The sequence below is a fragment of the Streptomyces sp. NPDC001156 genome, assembly GCF_053598275.1.
Genome location: NZ_JBSFJX010000054.1, coordinates 31,045 through 52,395, shown reverse-complemented (window position 1 = coordinate 52,395; position 21,351 = coordinate 31,045). Strand labels below are relative to the sequence as shown.

The following is a 21,351-nucleotide window of genomic DNA, read 5'->3' as shown; positions in this document are numbered from 1 at the left end:
TCCCGGCAGAGACCGAAGAACTCGACATCACGGACTCAGTGGACATAGCGCGAGCCTACTCATGGTCCGACCCTCGTAATGTGCTCGGCATGCCAACCGGACGTGAGCCAGACTGCCGACCGGCCGGACGAACCACTGGAGGTCCAGCCGGTACTGAAGTCGAACTTCAAAGCGGTGCTCACACGACGCTGCGGCCGACGGCAGTGACGGCAGCGCTGACGGCAACGATGGCGGACGGCAGCGACACCCGGCAGCCTGGCATGGCTCCAGCAGGGCGCCATCGGACCGAACTACCGAGGAGTACCCGCATCTTCTAAGCGCTTGGCCGCAGGGTCCGAGTCCTGCGGCGCCATGTGCCTCCCACTCCCCTCCGGAGGGGCTTTTTGCTGGTCGAGCGGGTGCAGCCCCCACGCAGCAGAGCGCCGGACCGTCCCCCAAGAATGATCAAGGGCCGGTTTCGGATACCTCCGAAACCGGCCCTGACCTGCGACTGTCCCCAGTCGGGACGACAGGATTTGAACCTGCGACCCCTTGACCCCCAGTCAAGTGCGCTACCAAGCTGCGCCACGTCCCGGTGCGACTCCGCGGTGTTCCGCGTGATCGCGCAGGCCAACCCTACCGTACGAGCCTGAGGGGGTCTCACACGGGCGGTCGCGCGGCGGTGGCGGGACTACGGCGGGCCGGCCGTGTCCGCCGACGCCGTGCGCAAGGCCTCCACCAGGCGGGCAGCCGGTTCCGGCAGCGGGTGGGGAAGATGGGCCACGACCAGGCGACGCAACTCCTGCGGACCACCGCGCACGGACACGATCCGTACGCCCGGCGGTGCCGCGGCGGCGAGCGCGGCCGGCACCGTGGTCACTCCGCAACCCGCCGCGACCAGGTGCAGTTTCGCCAGCCAGTCCCGCGCCGTGTGCGCGATCTCGGGCCGCTCGTCCAGGCCCGGCCACACCCCCAGCAGTCTCTCCTTGCCGGACGAGGGAGCCGCGATCCACCGCTGGCCGCGCAGGTCCGCGACGTCGATGGAGTCGGCCCGGCCGAAGGGATGGGCGGCGGGCACCGCGAGCAGCAGGCTGCGTTCGCTCAGCGTCCGCACGGCCAGGGACGGCGCCTCCGTGTCGAGCGGGCGGTACGGCGGTTCCATGGCCACCAGCGCCAGATCGAGCGTTCCGGCACGCAGGGCGCGTACCAGGGCGGGTGTGGTGCCCTCGCGGGTGGTGACCGTGATGGCCGGGTGGGTGCGCCGCAGCGCGGCGACGGCCCGCGGCAGCAGAACGGCGCCCGCGCTGGCGAACCAGCCCAGGCGCACCGTGCCCCCCTCGGTGGGCAGCCCGGCGAGTTCGCGCGCCGTGGCGTCGATCTCGTCGAGCACGGTCGCCGCCCGCCGCAGGACGACATGCCCGGCGGCCGTCAGCCGCACCCCGTCCCGGCGGCGCTCCAACAGCGGGGCGCCGGCGTCTCGTTCCAGTGAGGCGATCTGCCGGGAGACCGCGGACTGGGTGTAGCCGAGGGCCGCAGCCGCTGCGGTGAGCGTGCCGCGTTCGGCGACCTCCCGGAAGACACGCAGTTCGACGAGGGAGACGTCGGTGAAGTCCATGAGGTTTACGCATACCAGAGGTGAGGGACTTTCGTTGGACTCATGGCCGGACCGTTCCTAGCGTGGACGCATGACTTCTCCGCGCATCGCCCTTGTCACCGGCGCCAACCAGGGCCTCGGCCGTGCCCTCGTAGCGGGCCTGGCCGCTCGCCTCGGTCCGGACGACCTCGTCCTGCTGACCGGACGCAACCCCGAGCGGGTGGCCGAGGCCACGGCTCGCATCACTGCGGACCCCGCCACCCGGAGCCGGGTCGAGGGCCGGGTCCTCGACGTCACCGACGCCGGCGCCGTCACCCGTCTCGCCACCGGGCTCGACGAACGGTTCGGTGGGGTGGACTTCGTCGTGTCCAACGCCAGTGCCATGCTCACCCCGGACCGTTCCCAGTCCGAGCAGGCGGACGACTTCATCGACGTCGCCAACGGCGGCGCTCACGCCGTACTGCGCTCGTTCCCGCCGGTGCTGCGCCCCGGTGGGCGGCTGCTGGTGGTCGCCAGTTCCCTGGGCACGCTCGGGAATCTCACCCCCGGGCTGCGGCCCCTGTTCGACGGTGCCTCGCTCGACGAGGTCGAGAAGGCCGTCGAGTCCTGGCGGACGGCCCTGCACGCCGGTACGGCCGAGGAGCTGGGCTGGCCGCGCTGGATCAACGTACCGTCGAAGGTCGCCCAGGTCGCGGCCGTGCGGGCGGTGGCGGCCGAGCGCCGGGCCGTGGACCTGCCGGCGGACCGGCTGATCGCCGCGGTCTGCCCCGGACTGATCGACACGCCTCTGTCCCGGCCGTGGTTCACGGACTTCAACGGGGCGCAGACGCCCGGACAGGCGGCCGTCGCCGTACTGGACCTGCTGCTCACCGAGGAGGCGGACCCCGCAACGTACGGCGAACTCGTCCGGTCCGGCCAGGTCCTGGGCCGCCACGACGGGACACCGCCACGGCTTCCGGAGGGGCTACTGATCCCGTAGCCGGATGGGGTCACCGGCGAGGGCAGGGTCAGGCGAGAGGAGCCGCCGGCCCAGTCGATCGGGTGTGCGAGCCTCGCGTCGTCACCCTTCCCGGGTGAGGAACACGGCGCCCGTCCGGTGCACGCTCACTGGTGAACGGCTGTAGGCAGCAGCCGGGCACCGAATGGAGGTCCACTCATGGCCACCACCCCGTCGCACGACCGCTCGCCCGGCACCCTGGCGGCCGCGACCGGTCTGACCCTGTTCGCCGCCGTGATGCTCTTCATCTCCGGCATCCTCGACATCTTCCGGGGCATCATGGGCATCGCCCAGGACGACGTCTTCGTCACCACCCCCAACTACGTCTTCAAGTTCGACCTCATGGGCTGGGGCTGGGTCCACCTGGTGCTCGGGGCGGTCGCCGTGGCGGTGGGCATCGGCCTGTTCGCGCTGTCCCCCTGGGCTCGGGTCCTCGGGGTGGTGATCGCGTCCCTGCTGATCATCTCCAACTTCCTGTCCATCCCGTACTACCCCGTGTGGTCGCTCACGCTGATCGCGCTGTACGGGTTCATCATCTGGGCGCTGTGCGTCGCGCCGAGGGACGCCACCACGCCGCGGTAGGCCGGGCCTGGTTCGCCCAGGGGGACGCTCCCGGGGTGCCGACCGCCCGGCGTACGGCCGCAATGGGAGGGACGGATCCCCAAGGAGCCGGAGACCCCATGAGCGCCGTCCAGGACCCCAGCTCCCCGAACCGGCACAGAAGAGCGAGGGCCCGGTCGGCCCGGGCCCGCTGCCTGTCGCCGTGCGCGGAGTCTCCGAACGCACCGCGGACTCGGCCGCCGGCTGGGCGTACGCACACCGGATCCAGACCGGACGGGCCGACACCTGGACACAGGAGAACCGCAGGTGGCTCACGATCGCGGCGCTGCTGGTCGTCGCGCTGGTCTTCGCGCTGTGGAACTACCCCACCGTGCTGACGGTCGTGCTCCTGGTGCTCGTCCTGCTGGCCGTCCTCGCCCTGGTCGCGCTGCTGGCCGCAAGCGGCAGGGCCACGGTCGACGCCCGGACGCGAGGGCCCCTCCCGCCCGGGGACGCCCGCTGATCGGCCCTCACCCTCCACAGGTGATGCCCGCACGACCGAGCCGCCTCGGCCTGGTCAGCCTCCTCGTGCCCATCCTCACCTGAGGCCTACGGCCACCCGCACCGGGTGATGCCGGCGCTCCGCGCCGGACCGACCGTTGAGTGCGTCAGAAGTCACTCCCCCGTCCGCGCCGTCGCACGGACGGGCCGGCGCCCGGAGGTCGTCGTGAGCAATTACCCCCTGCTCAACGCATTCCTGACCATGCTGTGGTTCTTCCTGTGGGTCCTGTGGTTCATGCTCCTGTTCAGGGTCATCTACGACGTCTTCAGCGACGACAGCCTCAGCGGCTGGGCCAAGGCGGGCTGGACGGTGTTCGTGTGCGTGCTGCCGTTCCTGGGCGTCCTGGCCTATCTGGTCGCCAGGGGCCGGGGCATGGGCGAACGGTCCATGCGCCGGGCGCAGGCCCAGGAGCAGGCGTTCCGTTCGTACGTGCGGGAGGCGGCCGCCTCCGGCCCCGCGGCCCGCACGAGCAAGGCCGACGAGCTGGCCCAGCTAGCCGGCCTCCACGACCACGGCGACATCACCGACGCGGAGTACGAGGCGGCCAAGGCCAAGGTGCTGGTCTCCTGAACGGCCCGGCCCGGGCCCGCGGTGCCGTCCGCGGAGGCTGCCGGGGGCACGGGGAGCCGCACGATCGCAAGGGGTTCTCATGCGCTACGAGATCCGCGTCGACGGGCAGATGTCGGAGACGCTGACCAAGGCGTTCCCGGAACTGGAGAGCGTCGTGGTGCCCCACCAGACCGTGCTGTTCGGCCAGGTCGTCGACGAGGCACAGCTGTACGGCCTGCTGGCGCGCTGCCAGGCGCTCGGACTGCACGTGGTGGAGATGCGGCGCCTCCCCGAGTGATCCGGGCACCCGCCGACCGGGCCGGCGCACGACGGGCGCGTCAGAGCAGATGCAGTTCGCGGGCCCGGCGCACCGCCTCGCCGCGGCGGGTCGCCGCCAGCTTGCGGTACAGGCTCTTCAGGTGTGTCTTGACGGTGTTCACCGACAAATACAGGTCCGCGGCGATCTCCTCCGTCGACATCATCTGCGCCAGCCGTTCCAGTACCTCGTGCTCGCGCTCGCTGAGCGGTTCGGTCACCGGCGCGGAACCGCTCTCGGCCGGGTCCGCCACATGGGCGTGCCCGAACAGCGAGGACGGCAGCCAGTCGTGGCCCTGCGCCAGATCGGGCCGGTGGCGCACCAGCCGGCGCAGCCAGGGACCCGACTCCAGGAACGGCCGCCGCAAGTTCTCCGGCCGCGCCGCGCCGAGGGCCCGGGCGACGAGTTGCTGCGCCTGAGCCGCGTCGCCCAGGGCGTCGGCGATCTGGGCCCGGGCCAGCAGTGTCCGTACCGTGATGGCCGGTCCCTCGCCGTGCCCGGCGGGGAGGGCCGCGAGCAGGTCGTGTGCCGCTTCGCCGTCACCGGCGGCGAGCCGGGCACGGGCCGCGGCGACGACGCTCTCCGGTCCGGCGGCCCGGTCCTCCTCGAGGACCTCGCGCGCGGCCTGCGGCCGGCCCTCGGCGAGGTAGGCGCCTGCCATGGTGAGGGCCGTGCGGTCGTCGACCCACGGCGAGGGCTCGGTCAGGGCCGGTAGCCCCTCCTGGTCCTCCAGGAGCCGCAGCGCCGCCTGCGGGTGCCCCCGGGCGAGCAGGAGACGGGAGCGCAGCAGCGCCAGGCCCGCGCTGACCAGGGGGTCGCGGGGCAGCGTCGAGGAGGCGGCGTGATCGAGGTGGGCGCGTGCCACGTCGAGGTCGTCGCGGTCGATGGCGACGGCGGCCAGTACGAGCTGGGCGATTCCGGTGCGGGCGTCGGGCGTCAGTCCCGAGCGCTCGGCTTCCGCGACCGCTTCCCGGGCATGTGCCTCGGCTCGGCCCGGCCAGCCGCGCAGGAAGTCGATCAGGGCGAGCCGGCTGAGGCACTCGTGCCGCGGCAATGCCGTGTCCGGTCCCGCGTCCACCTTCGCGGCGGCGGACAGCGAGGACTGGGCGGCGTCCAACCGACCCGCCCACAGCTGTGCCGAGCCCAGGTCGGTGAGCATCAATGCGGGCAGTTCCGGGTGCTGGGCCAGCCGCTCGGCGGGCAGGGCACGTTCCGCCGCCTCCGCGTCATCGGCGGCCGCCTCGGCCAGGTCGGCCGAACCGGTCATCCGCGCTGCCAGGACGCGCAGCAGGGCGCAGCTCAGGCGCAGCGGCGCGCACTCGGAGGACTCCTCGACGGGGAGGTTCTCCTCGACGCGGCGAAGGTGGGCAAGGCCGCGGTCGACGTCGTGCCGGGCCAGTTCGCGGGCGGCGCGCACCAGGTCCGCGGCGGGCCCTGAGGCGTCGGGAGGCATCCGGGCGAAGAGTGCGTCGAGCTGCTCGGCGTCCAGTCCGGTCAGCAGCCGCCCGATCGCCAGCTCGTCGACGAACCGGGTGGCGGCCAGCTCCCAGTCGCCCGCGTCCGCCGCGTGCGGGAGGGCTTCGGTGAGCAGCCCCGTCTCGCTCAGCCAGTGCGCCGCCCTGCGGTGGAGCTCAGGTTCCAGCCCGGGGTGCCGGACGCGCAGATGGACCCGGAGGATCTCGGCGAACAGGGGGTGCAGCCGGTACCACGAATGGCCGATGGCCTCGACGAAGGCGTTGGCGCGCTGGAGTCCCGCCAGGATCGCTTCCGCGTCGTCCCGGCCGGTGAGGGCGTTGGCGAGCCCGGGGTGGATCTGTTCGAGGATGCTCGTGCGCAGCAGGAGGTCCTGGGTCTCGGCGGGCTGGGTGTCGAGCACCTCGGCGAGCAGGAAGTCGGCGAGCGTGCTCTGGCCGGCCTCGAAGTCCTTGAGGAAGGCCTCGGGGTCACCGGCGCCCTGGGCGGCCAGGGTGCCGAGTCGCAGTCCGGCCGCCCAGCCACCGGTGCGCTCCGTCAGGGCCCGGGTTCCGTCCTCCGACAGGTGCAGGCCGTGGCGGCTCAGCAGCTCGGCCGTCTCCTTCGGGCGGAAGGCCAGGTCGGCGCCCCGGATGTCGGTGACCTCGCCGGCCGCCCGGTAGCGGTGCAGCGGCAGCAGGGGTTCCGTACGGCTGATGAGGATCAGACGCAGTCCCTGGCCCGCGTGGCGGAGCACGAACTGGAGTTCTTCGGCGACCTCCGCCGAGGTGCCCACCCGGTCGAACTCGTCGAGGACCAGGACCAGGGGCTCCTCCCGCAGGTTGAGCTGCGCGGCGAGCCTGATCAGCAGCGAGTGGTCCACCTCGCCCGGGCGGGCCGGGCTGCCGATGTCGTCCCGGGCCGCCAGCCCGTGTCGCCGCAGGGACTCCAGCACATAGGTCCAGAAGACACCGGGCCCGTTGTCCTCGGGCGCCACCGTCAGCCACGCCACCTGCCCGGGAGCTGCTCCCGAGGCGAGCCAGTCGGCGACGAGCAGGGTCTTGCCGGCTCCCGCGGGCCCGTTGACCAGCGTGAGAGGCCCGCGCACGCCTTGCGTGAGCCGGTCCGTGAGACGGGGCCTGCGGACGAAGGCCTGCGGGGGGACGGGCACGCTGAAGCGCGCGGCGAGGACCGGATCCCCGTTCGGGGCGACGGGCCCTGCCGGAGGGTCCCGGTGGCCGCCGGATGTCGGACGAGGCATGGCACCCACCACGCACCCCAGCTCGTGTATCGGACAAATCCCCTTTGATCTTCGCCCCATGCCCGCGAAGCCGCAACGGAAGGGGTCCGCGCAGCGCGTACCGGCCTCGCGGGTCGCCGCGTCGGCGGATTCACGGGACGCCCCCTGTACGACGGACGGGAGCTTCACACGTGGGCCCCGTCTCGCACACGGCGTGTGATGTTCGGGCCCCTCACGGTCACGATGATCGGGCTGACCGCGTCGGGAACCATCCCGCAATGGATCGCCGTCGCGATCGAACTCTGGCCTCCGGCCTGCTGCACCGCGACTGACGAACCACCGCGCCCTCGTCCGCGCACCAGGACGGGGGCACGACCTTCCCGGTACGCAACCTGCGCTCCGCCCCGGGCAGTAGGGGAACGGCCCACATCCGCCGATACGCAACATGCGCTTCCCCCACACCAGTTGCGCAACGCCCCACGCCCGCCTGCGCCTGGCCTGCGCGTCCGGACACGCAACGTCGTTGCAACGTGGCCCGTGCTGGACTCACTGCGTGACCATGGACATGATCCCGCGCGTGGAGCTGACCCCCGCGGCCGCCGAACTGGTGCGGCGGCTGCGGGAGGCCCACGGGCCGCTGATGTTCCACCAGTCCGGCGGCTGCTGCGACGGCAGCGCCCCGATGTGCTACCCCGAGGGCGAGTTCCGCACCGGCGGCTCGGACGTGCTGCTCGCGGAGCTGAACGTGGACGGCGTCGACGAGCCGGTGCGCTTCTGGATGTCCCGGAGCCAGTACGAGGCATGGAGCCACACCCGGCTGATCGTCGACGTCGTGTCGGGCCGGGGCAGCGGCTTCTCCCTGGAAGCACCCGAAGGAGTGCGTTTTCTCATCCGTTCCCGCGTCGTCGAAGCCTGAACACCGTACGAGGCACCACGGTCTGGTGCACTCCCCCTGGGTCCCGAGCAAGTTGACGAGACATCAGGGGGTGCCGTGCGGCGTCACGACCGACGGTTCAGAACGGCACTGACGGTTCTCGTGGCCTCAAGCGCGCTGGCCGGAGCGGCGCTCACGGGGGCCGCACCGGCCGACGGAGCGCCGAGAACCCGGACGGTCGCGCCCGGCATCCAGTACAGCCAGTTCGACATCCCCGCGGCCCACGGGACGACGCGCGCCCACCTGCTCACCGTCGACCTGCGCAACAAGCACGTACGGGTCGACCTGCTGTATCCGGGGGCCGTCGCGGCGCGTGCCTCGGTGTCACGACTGGCGGACGCGCAGGGCGCGGTGGCGGGCATCAACGGCGACTTCTTCAACATCTCCGAGACTCAGCACCCGGGGGTCCAGGCGACCGGCTCGGCCGTCGGGCCTGCCATCACGGACGGGCACACCCTCAAGGCCGCGGTGCCGCGCGGACAGCGCTTCGGACCCGCGCTGCCGCCCGGTACGAGCACCGAGGACGTCCTGGGGGTGGGGACCGACCGCACGGCGCGTCTCGACCGGCTGTCCCTCACCGGTTCGCTCATCACACCGGAAGGACGGCTGCAGCTTCGCGGGCTCAACCAGTACGCGCTGCCGCAGGGTTCGATCGGGGCGTACACCGCGGACTGGGGCAGCGCATCACGGGTGCGGGCCACCTGCGGCACCGACACGAACCGGGGCGGCCCGTGCAGCCACGACACCTACGAGGTGACGATCAAGAACGAGCAGGTCGTCGCCACCGCCGACGCACCGGGCAAGGGTCCCATCGCGCCGGGCACCACGGTGCTGCTGGGCCGTGAGGCGGGCGCGCAGCAGTTGCGCAAGCTGTTCCAGGGCGAGGAGGTTCAGGTGGAGCAGCGCTTGGTGGCCGCCTCGTCCGGCGTTCCCTACCTCTTCGCCATCGGCGGCTTCCCGGTGCTGCGGCACGGCGCACCGGTCTCCGGTCTGGACGGCACGACATCCGCCGTACGCACCGCGGTCGGCATCCGGGACGGGGGCCGTCGCCTGCTGCTGCTCGCCACCGACGGAGCGGCGCCCCACCGCAGCGGTCTCACCCTCGCCGAAGTCGCCGGGACACTGCGGAAGCTGGGCGCCACGGAGGGCTTCAACCTCGACGGTGGCGGCTCCACGACCCTGGTCACCAGGTCGCCGGGCGCCAGTACGGCGGCGGTCCGCAACCACCCCAGCGGGGGCGTGGAACGGCCGGTCGCCGACGGAGTCGGCGTCTTCTCCGACTCCTGAGGTCAGGGGCGCAGACTGCCGACGATCTGCGCCGTCGCCGCCAGCCCCTGGTGAATGGTCGGAGCCATGCTCGTGCTGGCCAGAAAGAAGCCGAGCAGTATGCAGAGGATGGCGTGCCAGATCTTCAACGCGCCGTTGCGGATGTAGATCACCGCAATGAACAGAAGCAACAGCACCACTGAGATGGAAACGGCCATCGTCAACCTCCTCCGCCACACCCACGGCGCGGCCTTCGGCCGCAAGTTTGGCGTAGCGGAGGGTTCATCCGGGCGGCTGACGTGTCCCCCGAACGTGTGGTTCTGGTCCGATGGCGGGAGTTGGGGAAATCCTCCAGGACCTGCGGAATCGGCGGGCCCAGAAGCGCACCTTCTACCGGTTCGCGTGCGCCTGTTCGAGGTTGTCGGGCGGCCTCTGCCGCTCGGCCCTAGAGAATGGGCCCTTCCCGAGCCGGTGGCCAAGTGGCCCGCTTCGGGCGGAAGTCGGCCGGACCGCCGCCCCGCGTGCGCTTCCTCGGGGTTGCGGGCACGGGAAAGGCCCGCCCGGCGGCGGGCCTTTCCCGACGGGGTCTACGACGGCGGCTGGAGGTCGACCAGCCCTGCCAGCGCCTGCCGGTGGTCGCCGGCAGTCCCGTACGCGATCGAATCCGCCTTCGCCCGCTTCAGATACAGATGAGCCGGGTGCTCCCAGGTCATGCCGATGCCGCCGTGCAGTTGGAGGGCCTCCTCTGCGGCGTGGACGGCGACGGGCGCCGCGTACGCCGCGGCGACGGCCACCGCGATGTCCGTGTCGCCGTCGCCCGTGGCGAGCGCGTCCGCGGCGTTGCGCGCGGCCGCCCGCAGACTCACGACCTCCAGCCACTGCTGGGCCAGGCGGTGCTTGAGCGCCTGGAACCCGCCGATGGCCCGGTTGAACTGCTTGCGCTCCTTGAGGTAGCGCACGGTCTCCGTCAGGCACCAGTCGGCGACGCCGAGTTGCTCGGAGGCGAGCAGTCCGGCTCCGGCGCGCAGGGCCCGTCGCACGGCTGCCGGTGCGTCCTCCGTGAGCCGGTGCCCGGCCGCCCCGTCGAAGGTGACGGTGGCGACCGGCCGGGTGAGGTCGAAGGACACCTGCGGGGTGACGGTCACGGCGGGCGTGTCCGTGGTGCGTACCGCGTACAGGGCTCCGTCCCCGGCCGGGACCAGCAGCACGTCGGCGGCGGCCGCGTCGGCGACCGCGGTCACCGTGCCGTGCAGGGTACCGCCTTCCTGCCGTACGACGCCGTGCACGCCACCCGGCCGGGCGGACAGCCCGACCACGAGCGCGGCCACGGTCCGCCCGGACGCCAGCTCCGCCAGCAGCTTCACGGCGTCCTCGCCCTCGCAGGCGAGCAGGGCCTCGGTCGCCACGACGGCGCTCGTGAGATACGGAACCGGAGCGACCGCGCGGCCCAGCTCCTCCAGCACGACGGCGGCTTCGCGGTGGGAGGCGCCCTGGCCGCCCATGGACTCCGGCACGAGGAGCCCGGCGAGGCCCATGCTCTGTGCGAGCGCCTTCCACAGCGATAGGTCGTGCGGGGCGTCCGACTCGACGCGCGCGATCACGGCGGCCGCGTCGCAGTGGTCGGTGAGGAGGTCGCGGACGGCCGAGCGCAGCGCCTCTTCCTCCTCGGAGTAGAGCAGATCCGGCTGCGTCGTCATCGGGCCAGGTCCTTCCATGCGACGTCCTTGTCGGTACGCGGCTCGGCGGGCAGGCCGAGGACCCGCTCGGCGATGATGTTCAGCAGCACCTCACTGGTCCCGCCCTCGATGCTGTTGCCCTTGGAGCGGAGGTACCGGTAGCCCGCCTCTCGGCCGGTGAAGTCGACGAGTTCGGGGCGGCGCATGGTCCAATCGTCGTACAACAGGCCCTCCTCGCCCAGGAGTTCGACCTCCAGACCGCTGATCTCCTGGTTCAGCCGGGCAAAGGCCAGCTTCATGCCGGAGCCCTCGGGCCCGGGCTGGCCGGCGACGAGCTGCTGCCGCAGGCGCTCGCCGGTGAGCCGCGTGACCTCGGCCTCGACCCACAGCCGGAGCAGTCTCTGGTGCAGGTCGTGGGTGCGCAGTGCGGGGCGCTCGCGCCACGTCCTCGCGACCGGGCCGATCATGCCGCCCTCGCGCGGGATGCGCATACCGCCGATGGACACGCGCTCGTTCATCAGCGTGGTCTGCGCGACGCGCCAGCCGTCGCCGATCTCCCCGAGCCGGCGGGAGTCGGGAATGCGGACGCCGGTGAGGAACACCTCGTTGAACTCGGCCTCGCCGGTGATCTGGCGCAGGGGCCGGACCTCGACACCGGGGTCGGTCATGTCGCAGATGAAGTAGGTGATGCCCTGGTGCTTGGGCACGTCCGGGTCGGTGCGGGCGATGAGGATGGCCCAGCGGGCGAGATGGGCGCTGGAGGTCCACACCTTCTGCCCGTTGACCACCCAGTCCTCGCCGTCCCTGACGGCCCGGGTGCCGAGCGCCGCGAGGTCGGAACCGGCGCCGGGCTCGCTGAACAGCTGGCACCACACTTCCTCGCCGGTCCACAGGGGCCCGAGGAAGCGCTCCTTCTGCTCCTCGGTGCCGTAGCGGAGGATCGTCGGCGCCGCCATGCCGAGGCCGATGCCGATGCGCCGCGGGTCGTTGTCGGGAGCGTCGGCGGCCCCCAGTTCGGCGTCCACGACGGCCTGGAGCGAGCGCGGGGCACCGAGGCCACCGAGGCCCTCCGGGTAGTGCACCCAGGCGAGTCCGGCGTCGAATCGGGCCTTGAGAAAGTCGAGGCGGCCGGTGCCGGCAGGCGGGTGCGCGGCCAGCAACTCGCGGGTTCGGCGGCGCAGTTCGGCTGCGTCGGTCATGCAGTTGCTCCGTTCTCCGGTACGACGGCGATCCGGCCGGTGGTCACGCCGTCCGCGACGCGCTGGACGGCGGACGCGGCCTCGCCGAGCGGCACCCGCTCGCTCACCAGGGGCTTGACGGCGCCTCGGGCCGCCAGTTCGGTGAGCTGCTCGTGGCAGTGCTGGATCAGCTTCGGGTTCTTGATGTTGTACAGGCCCCAGTGCAGGCCGAGGATCGCGTAGTTCTTGATCAGGGCGTGGTTGAGCGCGGGGCTGGGAATGGACCCGCTGGCGAAGCCCACGACGACGATCCGCCCCTCGAAGGCGACGGTCTTCGCGGACTGTGCGTACGCCTCGCCGCCGACCGGGTCGTAGATCACATCGGCGCCCCGGCCGCCGGTGGCCTCCTTCACGGCCGCGACGACATCCTGCGCGCGCCGGTCGATCACGACGTCGCAGCCCAGTTCCCGGGCCACGGCGGCCTTGCCGGCACCGCCGACGACACCGATGACGGTGGCGCCCGCCGCCTTGCCGAGCTGCACTGCCGCGCTGCCGACCCCTCCGGCTGCGGCGTGGACGAGCAGCGTCTCGCCTGCCTCCAGACGGGCCCGGCGGTGCAGGCCGAACCAGCCCGTCTGGTAGCCGATGTGCAGGGCCGCGGCCTCCGCGTCGTCGAGGGAGTCGGGGGCGGGCAGCACGGCTGCGGCATCCGCGAGGGTGTACTCGGCGAAACCGCCGTACGGCAACGCGGGATTGGCTATCACCCGGCGGCCGTCCTCGGTCTCGCCGCAGATCTCCACACCCGGGGTGAACGGCAGCGGGGGCCTGACCTGGTACTGGCCGCGGCACAGCAGCGCGTCCGGGAAGTTGATGTTCGCGGCCCGCACCTTGAGCAGGACCTGGCCGTCGCCCGGCATGGGCCGGTCCACCTCGTTCAGCCGCATCACCTCGCCCGGCTCGCCGTTCTCGTGCACTTGCCATGCCTGCATGCGGGGCCTCCAGCTTGTTCTGTTCGCCTCGGGAGCGCCTCGGCCGGTGCCGGGAGACCTCGCCCGCGCTCAGCCGGGGGACCCCGGGCTCTCTCGCCTCCGACGCGCCCCTTCGGCTCACATCGTGTCCGACCGGGCTCGGACGCATACTAAGCGGTCGCTTGCCGATCAGGGAACAGTCGCGCGCGTCACGGCAGAGGTGTCACGGACGGCTCGGCCGCGCCCGCACATGCATCCGTTCCCCTTGCGGTCCGAAGAGGCTGAGGAACTCCACCGGTCCCTGTCCCGTCGACCCGAACCAGTGCGGCACCCGTGTGTCGAACTCGGCCGCCTCACCCGCCGTGAGGACCACGTCGTGCTCCCCCAGCACGAGCCGCAGCCGGCCCGAGAGCACATACAGCCACTCGTAGCCCTCGTGTGTCCGCGGGTCCGGTTCGAGCTTCCGCTTCGGTTCGAGCACCTTGAAGGCCTGCAGGCCGCCGGGCTGCCGGGTGAGCGGCCAGTGCGTGCGCCCGTGCCGCACGATCGGCCTGGCCCGCACGCGCGGGTCGCCGACCGGCGGAGCGCCCACCAGCTCGTCCAGCGGCACCTGGTGGGCCTGGGCGATCGGCAGCAGCAGTTCGAGGCTGGGCTTGCGCAGGCCGGACTCCAGGCGCGAGAGGGTGCTGACGGAGATGCCCGTCGCCTCGGCGAGCGCCGCCAGGGTCACCTCCCGCTCCTTGCGGATCCGCCGCAGGCGCGGGCCCACGTCGGCCAGAACGTCATCGGTGCCCATGGCCGCATTGTCGCGCGTCTTGCTGAATCGGCAAAGAAGTTTGTCGATTCGGCACCGCCCGGGCGACCTTCTCCTCGGAGGTGGTCAACCCATGACCGAGAAGTACGAAGTGGTTGTCGTCGGAGGCGGCGCGGCCGGACTGTCGGCGGCTCTGGTCCTCGGGCGGGCACGGCGCCGCACGCTCGTGGTGGACGCCGGTGAGCCGCGCAACGCGCCCGCTGCCCATATGCATGGCTATCTGTCGCGTGACGGCATGCCGCCGGCCGAGTTCCTCGCCGTGGGCCGTGAGGAGATCGCCCGGTACGGCGTGGAGCTGGTCCGGGACCGGGCGGTGGACGCCGTCCGGGACGCGGACGGCGAGTTCGGCGTGGCGCTCGCCTCGGGGCGGACCGTGCACGCCCGGCGCCTGGTGGTCGCGACCGGACTGAAGGACGAGCCCCCCGCGGTGCCCGGCGTCGCCGAGCGCTTCGGACGCGATGTGCTGCACTGCCCGTACTGCCATGGCTGGGAGGTGCGCGACCTGCCGTTCGGTGTGCTCGCCTCGACTCCGATGAGCGTCCACCAGGCCCTGATGGTCTCCCAGTGGTCGAAGGACGTGACCCTGTTCCTGCACACGGTCGCCGAGGACGACATCCCGGACCAGGACCTGCGCAGGCTCGCCGCCGCCGGGGTGGCGGTGGTGCCCGGTGAGGTCGCCAGGCTCGAGGTGGACGACGACCGGCTCACCGGGGTGCGGCTCGCGGACGGTACGGCCCACGAGCGCTCGGTGCTGTTCGTGGCGCCGCGTGCCGTGCCGCAGACCGCTCTGTTCGAACAGCTGGGCGCCGAGCTGAGCGAGACCCCGTTCGGCACCTATCCCGTGGTCGACGAGAGGGGTCTGACGACCGTGCCCGGCCTGTGGGCGGCGGGCAACGCCAGCGGGTTCGCCGAGCAGGTGGTGAACGCCGCCAGCCGGGGATACCGGGCCGGTGCCGCGATCAACGGGGAGCTGCTCATGACCGACCTGGACGCGACCGCGGGGGTGTAGACCGGGCCTCGTCGGTGCACCATGACTGCATGCTGCTGAGCCGGCTCGCCCGTGTGTCCCGGGAGATCGCCGCCACGTCGGCGCGGTCCAGGAAGATCGCGCTGCTCGGCGAGCTGTTCCGGGCCGCCGATGCGGAGGACGTTCCGGTCGTCATCCCGTATCTGGCCGGGCGCCTGCCACAGGGGCGGCTCGGCATCGGCTGGAAGCTGCTCGGTCAGCCGGTGGCACCCGCCGCCGAGCCGAGCCTCACCGTCCGCGACGTGGACGCCAGGCTGACCCGGATCGGTGGGGTCACCGGCACCGGCTCGCAGTCCGAACGCAAGCGGCTCGTCGGCGAGCTGATGGCGGCGGCCACCGAGGACGAGCAGCGGTTCCTGGTCGGGCTGCTCACCGGCGAGGTGCGGCAGGGCGCGCTCGACGCCCTCGCCGGCGAGGGGCTGGCCGAGGCGACGGGGGCGGATCCGGTGGACGTGCGCCGGGCCGTCATGCTCGCCGGATCGCTGCAGACTGTGGCGCAGACACTGCTCGAGCACGGGCCGCCCGCCCTGGACCGGTTCCGGCTCACGGTGGGCCGCCCGGTCCTGCCGATGCTCGCGCAGACCGCGTCGTCGGTCGCCGAGGCCGTGGAGAAGCTGGGCGCGTGCGCCGTCGAGGAGAAGCTCGACGGCATCCGCGTCCAGGTCCACCGGGACGGCGGCGAGGTCCGCGTCCACACCCGGACCCTCGACGACATCACCGACCGGCTGCCGGAGGTGACCTCGGCCGCCCTGGAACTGGCGGGCGAGCGGTTCATCCTGGACGGCGAGGTCATCGCCCTGGACGAGCAGGGGCGGCCGCGCTCGTTCCAGCAGACCGCCGGGCGGGTCGGCTCCCGGGTGGACGTGGCGACCGCCGCCGCGACCGTCCCCGTCTCCCCTGTCTTCTTCGACGCGCTGTCCGTGGACGGCCGGGACCTGCTGGACCTGCCGTTCCGCGACCGCCACGCCGAGCTGGCCCGGCTCGTACCGGAGCCGATGCGGGTGCGGCGCACGGTGGTGGACGGGCCCGGGGATGTCGCCGCCGCGGAGGACTTCCTCGCCGAGACCCTTGAACGGGGTCACGAAGGCGTGGTGGTCAAGGCGCTCGGCGCCCCCTACGGCGCGGGCCGGCGCGGTGCCTCCTGGCTCAAGGTGAAGCCCGTGCACACCCTCGACCTGGTGGTGCTGGCCGCGGAGTGGGGCCACGGCCGGCGCACCGGCAAGCTCTCCAACCTGCACCTCGGCGCGCGCAACCCGGACGGCTCCTTCGCCATGCTCGGCAAGACGTTCAAGGGCATGACGGACGCGATGCTCACCTGGCAGACCGAGCGGCTGAAGGAACTGGCGGTGGACGACAACGGCTGGGTGGTGACCGTACGCCCCGAACTCGTGGTCGAGATCGCGTACGACGGACTGCAGCGGTCGAGCCGCTACCCGGCGGGCGTGACCCTGCGGTTCGCCCGGGTCGTGCGCTACCGGGAGGACAAGCGGCCGGAGGAGGCCGACACCGTGCGGACGCTGCTGGCCGCCCACCCGGGCGTGGCGCCGTGAGCGAACGGGCCAGGCGCAGCGCGGGTCTGCTGTTGTTCCGGCGCGGTGACCAGCATCTGGAGGTTCTGCTCGGTCATATGGGCGGCCCGTTCTTCGCCCGCCGCGACGCCGGGGCGTGGACGATGCCCAAGGGCGAGTACGAGCCCGGGGAATCCCCCTGGGAGGCCGCGCGCCGCGAGTTCCAGGAGGAACTCGGGCTGCCGCCGCCCGACGGGCAGGCCGTCTCTCTGGGCGAGGTGCGGCAGGCGGGCGGCAAGCTCGTCACGGCATGGGCGATCGAGGCGGACCTGGATCCCGCGATCATCGAGCCGGGCACCTTCACCATGGAGTGGCCGCCGAGGTCGGGACGCCTGCAGGAGTTCCCCGAACTGGACCGCGTGGCGTGGTTCGCTCTGGACCGGGCCCGGGACGTGATCGTGAAGGCACAGGCCGCGTTTCTCGACCGGCTCGTGGAGCACTCGGGCTGAACACGGCCCGCGTTGCGGGAGTCACCGCCCCGCGGGAAGGTCGGAACAGACCCTGTTCTCAGGAGGTCAGCCATGCCCATCGCCACCGTGAACCCGGCGACCGGCGAGACGCTCAAGACGTACGACGCCTTGGGCGAGGAGGAGATCGAGCGCAGGCTCGCCGCCGCCGACGCCACGTTCCGCACGCACCGCACGACCACGTTCGCCGAACGGGCGCTGCGCATGCACAAGGCTGGCGACCTGCTCGAGGAGGACCAGCAGCAGATCGCCCGCATCATGACCACCGAGATGGGCAAGCCGATCAAGCAGGCCCGCGCCGAGGCCGCGAAGTGCGCGAAGGCGATGCACTGGTACGCCGACCACGCCGAGGAACTGCTCGCCGACGAGGAGCCCGCCGAACAGGACGTGAAGGACTCCGGCGCCTCCTGGGTGCTCGTGCGCTACCGGCCGCTCGGCCCGGTGCTCGCCGTGATGCCCTGGAACTTCCCGATGTGGCAGGTGGTGCGGTTCGCGGCGCCCGCACTGATGGCGGGCAACGTGGGCCTGCTCAAGCACGCCTCCAACGTCCCGCAGACCGCGCTCTACCTGGAGGACCTGTTCCGCCGGGCGGGCTTCGCCGAGGGCTGCTTCCAGACCCTCCTGATCGGGTCGGGCGCGGTCGAGCGGGTCCTGCGCGATCCGCGGGTCAAGGCGGCGACGCTCACCGGCAGCGAGCCCGCGGGCCGGTCCGTGGCCTCGGTCGCCGGTGACGAGATCAAGAAGACGGTCCTGGAACTGGGCGGGAGCGACCCGTTCGTGGTCATGCCCTCGGCGGACCTCGTCAAGGCCGCCGAGGTCGCGGTGACGGCGCGGGTGCAGAACAACGGGCAGTCGTGCATCGCCGCCAAGCGGTTCATCGTGCATGCGGACGTGTTCGACGCCTTCGCGGAGCGGTTCACGGCCGGGATGAAGTCGCTGAGGATGGGCGACCCGATGGAGGAGGACACCGAGGTGGGGCCGGTCTCCAGCGAGCGAGGCCGCACCGACCTCGAGGAACTCGTCGACGACGCGGTCGGCGCCGGCGCGCGCGTACTGTGCGGCGGCGAGCGCCCCGACGGGCCGGGCTGGTTCTACCCGCCGACGGTCCTGACCGACATCACCCCGGGGATGCGGATCCACCACGAGGAGGCGTTCGGGCCCGTCGCCACGCTCTACCGGGCCGCGGACCTCGACGAGGCGGTGGCCCTCGCGAACGACTCGCCGTTCGGCCTGAGTTCCAACGTATGGACGCACAACGGGATCGAGGTGGACCGCTTTGTGCAGGACCTTCAGGCGGGCGGGGTGTACATCAACGGGATGACGGCATCGCACCCGGCGTTCCCCTTCGGCGGCGTCAAGCGTTCGGGATACGGGCGTGAGCTGTCCGGGCACGGGATCCGCGAGTTCTGCAACATCACCACGGTATGGCACGGGGCGTGAGCGTTCCGCGGCTACGATCCGTTGTGTGAACCGCGATGTGACCCTGCCTCTGATCGTCGACGACCGCGGCACGTTGCAGGTTGCTGCCGCGGACGTCAGCAAGCTCCTGCGCACGCTCGGCGGCCGGTGGCTGCGGCTGGTGGAGGCCGGCGAGGACGGGCTGGACGAGGACACAGTGGCAACGCTGACGATCGAACTCGCCAAGCTCGCGGACCGCATCGACGTGGCGTGCATCGCGCACAGTTCGCGTCGATGAGCCGTGCCGGGGGCGGCGTCGCGACCAGCGTTTATCGCTTTGCGTAAGCGAATAATTACTGTGCGTTCGTCACTGAAGTGGAGTAGGCCGACGCGATATCCCCACGTCGCCGGGTGATCGTGGGTGGGCACCCCGCGTACGGGTGAACCCGCTTCCGCCGGGGGACCGCAAGTTCCCCGCCAAGGCGAAAGAAGGCGCGCTCCATGGCGACTCTGTGCAGACCCGCGGTCTCGGTTCCGGAATACGTGATCACAATGGAGGAGACGCTCGAACTGGCGCGCTCCCACCACCCTGACCACCCCCAACTCCCGCTGGCACTGCGACTGATCGAGAACACCGGGGTCCGCACCCGGCACATCGTGCAGCCCATCGAGGAAACCCTCAAACACCCGGGTTTCCAGGAGCGCAACAACCTCTACGAGGCGGAGGCGAAGGCTCGCGTCCCCGCGGTCATCCAGCGTGCACTGCACGACGCCGAACTGCTGACCACCGACATCGACGTGATCATCTATGTGTCGTGTACCGGGTTCATGATGCCCTCACTGACCGCATGGCTGATCAACTCGATGAATTTCAAGACCGACACCCGGCAGATACCCATCGCCCAGTTGGGCTGCGCCGCGGGCGGCGCCGCCATCAACCGGGCGCACGACTTCTGCACGGCCTACCCGGACGCCAACGCGCTGATCGTGGCCTGCGAGTTCTGCTCGCTGTGCTATCAGCCGACCGACCTGGGCGTCGGCTCCCTGCTGTCCAACGGCCTGTTCGGCGACGGCATCGCGGCCGCGGCCGTCCGCGGCAAGGGCGGCACCGGGATCAAGCTGGAACGCAACGGCTCGTACCTGATCCCCAAGACGGAGGAGTGGATCGCGTACGACGTCCGGGCCACCGGCTTCCACTTCCTGCTGGACAAGCGGGTGCCGACGACGATGGAACCGCTCGCCCCGGCGCTGCAGGGCCTGGCGCGCCAGCACGGCTGGGACGCCTCGGAACTGGACTTCTACATCATCCACGCGGGCGGCCCGCGGATCCTGGACGACCTGTGCAAGTTCCTGCAGGTCGCACCGGAGGCCTTCCGCTTCAGCCGGGCCACGCTCACCGAGTACGGCAACATCGCGAGCGCCGTCGTCCTGGACGCGCTGCGCCGGCTCTTCGAGGCGGGCGGGGCCGAGCACACGGCGCGCGGGCTGCTGGCCGGGTTCGGACCGGGCATCACTGCGGAGATGGCCCTGGGCCGCTGGCACATCGGCGGCAACGGCACCAAGTCCGGATGACAAGCCGGACGGCACGGGCAGGGAGGCGGCATGAGATGACCGAAGAGACGATCACCGGCGCCATGCCGCCGGTCCACCGGTGGCCCGCCGTCGACCCGACGGGCGTGGACTTCGACCCGGTCCTGACCGAGTTGATGCACGAGGGCCCGATCACCCGGATCCAGCTGTCCGACGGCAGGGGCTGGGCCTGGCTCGTGACCCGCTACGACGATGTGCGGACGGTCACGAAAGACCCTCGCTTCAGCCGCGAGGCGGTCCTGGACCGGCTGGGCACCCGGCCCGCTCCGCATCTGGTCCCGCCGCGGGGCGCGATCGGCTTCCTCGATCCGCCCGACCACACCCGGCTGCGCCAGGCGGTGGCCGCGGCCTTCACGGCCCGCGGCGTGGAGCGGGTGCGCGAGACATCACGGCGGATACTCGACGAACTCGTCGACGAACTCCTCCAGGACGGGCCGCCGGCCGATCTCGTCGCCGTCGTGCTCAGTCCCTTTCCCATCGCCGTGATCTGCGAGCTCATGGGCGTGCCGGCCGCCGACCGGCGGAACCTGCACACCTGGACCCAGCTCGTCCTCACCCCGGCGGACGGCCCGGCGGACAGTGAGCGGGCCAAGGCAGCGCTGCGGGGGTACTTCGCCGAGCTGATCCATGTCCGTGAGGGCAGCATCGACGAGGATGTCACCTCCCTGCTCGGCGCCGCCGTCGGCCGCGGTGAGGTGACGCTGGACGAGGCGGTGGGTCTCGCCGTTCTGCTTCAGGTCGACGGGGAGGCGGTCACCGAGAACAGCGGGCAGTTGTTCTACATCTTGCTGACCCGCCCCGACCTGGTTCGGCGGCTGCGGGCCGAGCCGGAGATCCGGCCGCAGGCCGTGGACGAGCTGCTGCGCTTCATCCCGCACCGCAGCGCGGTGGGCTTGTCCCGCATCGCGACGGAGGACGTGGAGATCCAGGGGGTGCGGATCCGGGCGGGTGAGGCGGTCTACGTGTCGTATCCGGCCGCGAACCGCGACCCGAGCGTGTTTCCCGAGCCGGGGACGATCGACTTCGCGCGATACCCGAACGCTCATGTGGCGTTCGGCTTCGGCCCGCACCACTGCCCGGGCGGGATGGTGGCCAGGCTGGAGTCCGGACTTCTGGTGGCCGCCCTCCTCGACCGGGTGCCGGGAATGCGGCTCGCGGTGCCGCCCGACCGGGTGCCGTTCCGCAAGGGCGCGTCGATCCGCGGGCCCGAGGCCCTGCCCGTGACATGGTGAGCCG

20 protein-coding genes, 1 tRNA gene and 1 pseudogene are annotated in these 21,351 nt (G+C 71.9%); 14 read left to right on the top strand and 8 right to left on the bottom strand.

Annotated features, from left to right (window positions below; all coding sequences use genetic code 11):
- Window positions 1-500 precede the first annotated feature (500 nt).
- Both ACWDA7_RS24605 and ACWDA7_RS24600 read right to left on the bottom strand, forming a co-directional pair.
- Window positions 501-574 (bottom strand) — tRNA-Pro (locus ACWDA7_RS24605).
- Between the two features lie 96 nt (window positions 575-670).
- Window positions 671-1,594, bottom strand: coding sequence for a LysR family transcriptional regulator (locus tag ACWDA7_RS24600; protein ID WP_450606362.1), 924 nt, complete (start codon window positions 1,592-1,594; stop codon window positions 671-673).
- A 70-nt stretch (window positions 1,595-1,664) separates the two neighbouring features.
- On the opposite strand from ACWDA7_RS24600, the gene ACWDA7_RS24595 reads away from it, so the two are divergent.
- The 5 genes from ACWDA7_RS24595 (at window position 1,665) to ACWDA7_RS24575 (ending at window position 4,519) form a co-directional block, all read left to right on the top strand.
- Entirely contained in the window at window positions 1,665-2,552 is an 888-nt protein-coding gene (locus tag ACWDA7_RS24595; RefSeq protein ID WP_450606361.1) for an SDR family NAD(P)-dependent oxidoreductase, read from the top strand.
- A gap of 177 nt (window positions 2,553-2,729) precedes the next feature.
- On the top strand, window positions 2,730-3,152 hold the full coding sequence (locus ACWDA7_RS24590) for a DUF7144 family membrane protein (RefSeq protein ID WP_450606360.1): 423 nt from the start codon (window positions 2,730-2,732) through the stop codon (window positions 3,150-3,152).
- Between the two features lie 181 nt (window positions 3,153-3,333).
- The gene (locus ACWDA7_RS24585; RefSeq protein ID WP_450606359.1) at window positions 3,334-3,633 is read left to right on the top strand and encodes a hypothetical protein; all 300 of its coding nucleotides are present in this window, start codon (window positions 3,334-3,336) and stop codon (window positions 3,631-3,633) included.
- 204 nt (window positions 3,634-3,837) lie between these two features.
- The gene (locus tag ACWDA7_RS24580; RefSeq protein ID WP_450606358.1) at window positions 3,838-4,242 is read left to right on the top strand and encodes an SHOCT domain-containing protein; all 405 of its coding nucleotides are present in this window, start codon (window positions 3,838-3,840) and stop codon (window positions 4,240-4,242) included.
- A gap of 79 nt (window positions 4,243-4,321) precedes the next feature.
- A complete protein-coding gene (locus ACWDA7_RS24575; protein WP_450606357.1) occupies window positions 4,322-4,519 on the top strand; it encodes a hypothetical protein in 198 nt (65 codons plus the stop codon).
- A 40-nt stretch (window positions 4,520-4,559) separates the two neighbouring features.
- Here ACWDA7_RS24575 and ACWDA7_RS24570 read toward each other — a convergent pair whose 3' ends face one another.
- Entirely contained in the window at window positions 4,560-7,250 is a 2,691-nt protein-coding gene (locus ACWDA7_RS24570; RefSeq protein ID WP_450606356.1) for a LuxR C-terminal-related transcriptional regulator, read from the bottom strand.
- A 538-nt stretch (window positions 7,251-7,788) separates the two neighbouring features.
- Here ACWDA7_RS24570 and ACWDA7_RS24565 point away from each other — a divergent pair.
- Entirely contained in the window at window positions 7,789-8,145 is a 357-nt protein-coding gene (locus ACWDA7_RS24565) for a DUF779 domain-containing protein (RefSeq protein ID WP_450606364.1), read from the top strand.
- 120 nt (window positions 8,146-8,265) lie between these two features.
- On the top strand, window positions 8,266-9,450 hold the full coding sequence (locus tag ACWDA7_RS24560; protein WP_450606355.1) for a phosphodiester glycosidase family protein: 1,185 nt from the start codon (window positions 8,266-8,268) through the stop codon (window positions 9,448-9,450).
- Window positions 9,451-9,452: 2 nt separating this feature from the next.
- On the opposite strand, the gene ACWDA7_RS24555 is transcribed toward ACWDA7_RS24560, so the two are convergent.
- From ACWDA7_RS24555 to ACWDA7_RS24535, 5 genes are all read right to left on the bottom strand, one after another.
- Window positions 9,453-9,647: a hypothetical protein gene (locus tag ACWDA7_RS24555; protein WP_450606354.1), complete on the bottom strand. Its 195-nt coding sequence runs from the start codon at window positions 9,645-9,647 to the stop codon at window positions 9,453-9,455.
- 369 nt (window positions 9,648-10,016) lie between these two features.
- Window positions 10,017-11,126, bottom strand: a complete 1,110-nt coding sequence (locus tag ACWDA7_RS24550; protein ID WP_450606353.1) for an acyl-CoA dehydrogenase family protein — start codon at window positions 11,124-11,126, stop codon at window positions 10,017-10,019.
- Window positions 11,123-12,304 carry an acyl-CoA dehydrogenase family protein gene (locus ACWDA7_RS24545; protein ID WP_450606352.1) on the bottom strand — a complete coding sequence of 394 codons (1,182 nt, stop codon included), beginning with the start codon at window positions 12,302-12,304 and terminating at the stop codon, window positions 11,123-11,125. The genes ACWDA7_RS24550 and ACWDA7_RS24545 overlap by 4 nt, the downstream gene beginning before the upstream one ends.
- Entirely contained in the window at window positions 12,301-13,272 is a 972-nt protein-coding gene (locus tag ACWDA7_RS24540) for an NADPH:quinone oxidoreductase family protein (protein ID WP_450606351.1), read from the bottom strand. Before ACWDA7_RS24540 ends, ACWDA7_RS24545 begins: the two co-directional genes overlap by 4 nt.
- 202 nt (window positions 13,273-13,474) lie before the next feature.
- The gene (locus tag ACWDA7_RS24535; RefSeq protein ID WP_450606350.1) at window positions 13,475-14,047 is read right to left on the bottom strand and encodes a helix-turn-helix domain-containing protein; all 573 of its coding nucleotides are present in this window, start codon (window positions 14,045-14,047) and stop codon (window positions 13,475-13,477) included.
- Between the two features lie 91 nt (window positions 14,048-14,138).
- On the opposite strand from ACWDA7_RS24535, the gene ACWDA7_RS24530 reads away from it, so the two are divergent.
- From ACWDA7_RS24530 to ACWDA7_RS24500, 7 genes and pseudogenes are all read left to right on the top strand, one after another.
- Complete coding sequence (locus ACWDA7_RS24530; RefSeq protein ID WP_450606349.1) at window positions 14,139-15,074, top strand: NAD(P)/FAD-dependent oxidoreductase; 936 nt, start codon at window positions 14,139-14,141, stop codon at window positions 15,072-15,074.
- A 29-nt stretch (window positions 15,075-15,103) separates the two neighbouring features.
- Window positions 15,104-16,642: an ATP-dependent DNA ligase gene (locus tag ACWDA7_RS24525; protein WP_450606348.1), complete on the top strand. Its 1,539-nt coding sequence runs from the start codon at window positions 15,104-15,106 to the stop codon at window positions 16,640-16,642.
- Window positions 16,639-17,109: an NUDIX domain-containing protein gene (locus tag ACWDA7_RS24520; protein ID WP_450606347.1), complete on the top strand. Its 471-nt coding sequence runs from the start codon at window positions 16,639-16,641 to the stop codon at window positions 17,107-17,109. Before ACWDA7_RS24525 ends, ACWDA7_RS24520 begins: the two co-directional genes overlap by 4 nt.
- Window positions 17,110-17,181: 72 nt before the next feature.
- The gene (locus ACWDA7_RS24515; RefSeq protein ID WP_450606346.1) at window positions 17,182-18,567 is read left to right on the top strand and encodes an NADP-dependent succinic semialdehyde dehydrogenase; all 1,386 of its coding nucleotides are present in this window, start codon (window positions 17,182-17,184) and stop codon (window positions 18,565-18,567) included.
- Between the two features lie 25 nt (window positions 18,568-18,592).
- A complete protein-coding gene (locus ACWDA7_RS24510) occupies window positions 18,593-18,823 on the top strand; it encodes a DUF6213 family protein (protein WP_359391349.1) in 231 nt (76 codons plus the stop codon).
- Between the two features lie 194 nt (window positions 18,824-19,017).
- A pseudogene (locus ACWDA7_RS24505) lies at window positions 19,018-20,097 on the top strand (type III polyketide synthase); the annotation flags it as partial.
- A gap of 35 nt (window positions 20,098-20,132) precedes the next feature.
- A complete protein-coding gene (locus tag ACWDA7_RS24500; RefSeq protein WP_450606345.1) occupies window positions 20,133-21,347 on the top strand; it encodes a cytochrome P450 in 1,215 nt (404 codons plus the stop codon).
- The last annotated feature ends 4 nt before the right edge of the window (window positions 21,348-21,351 follow it).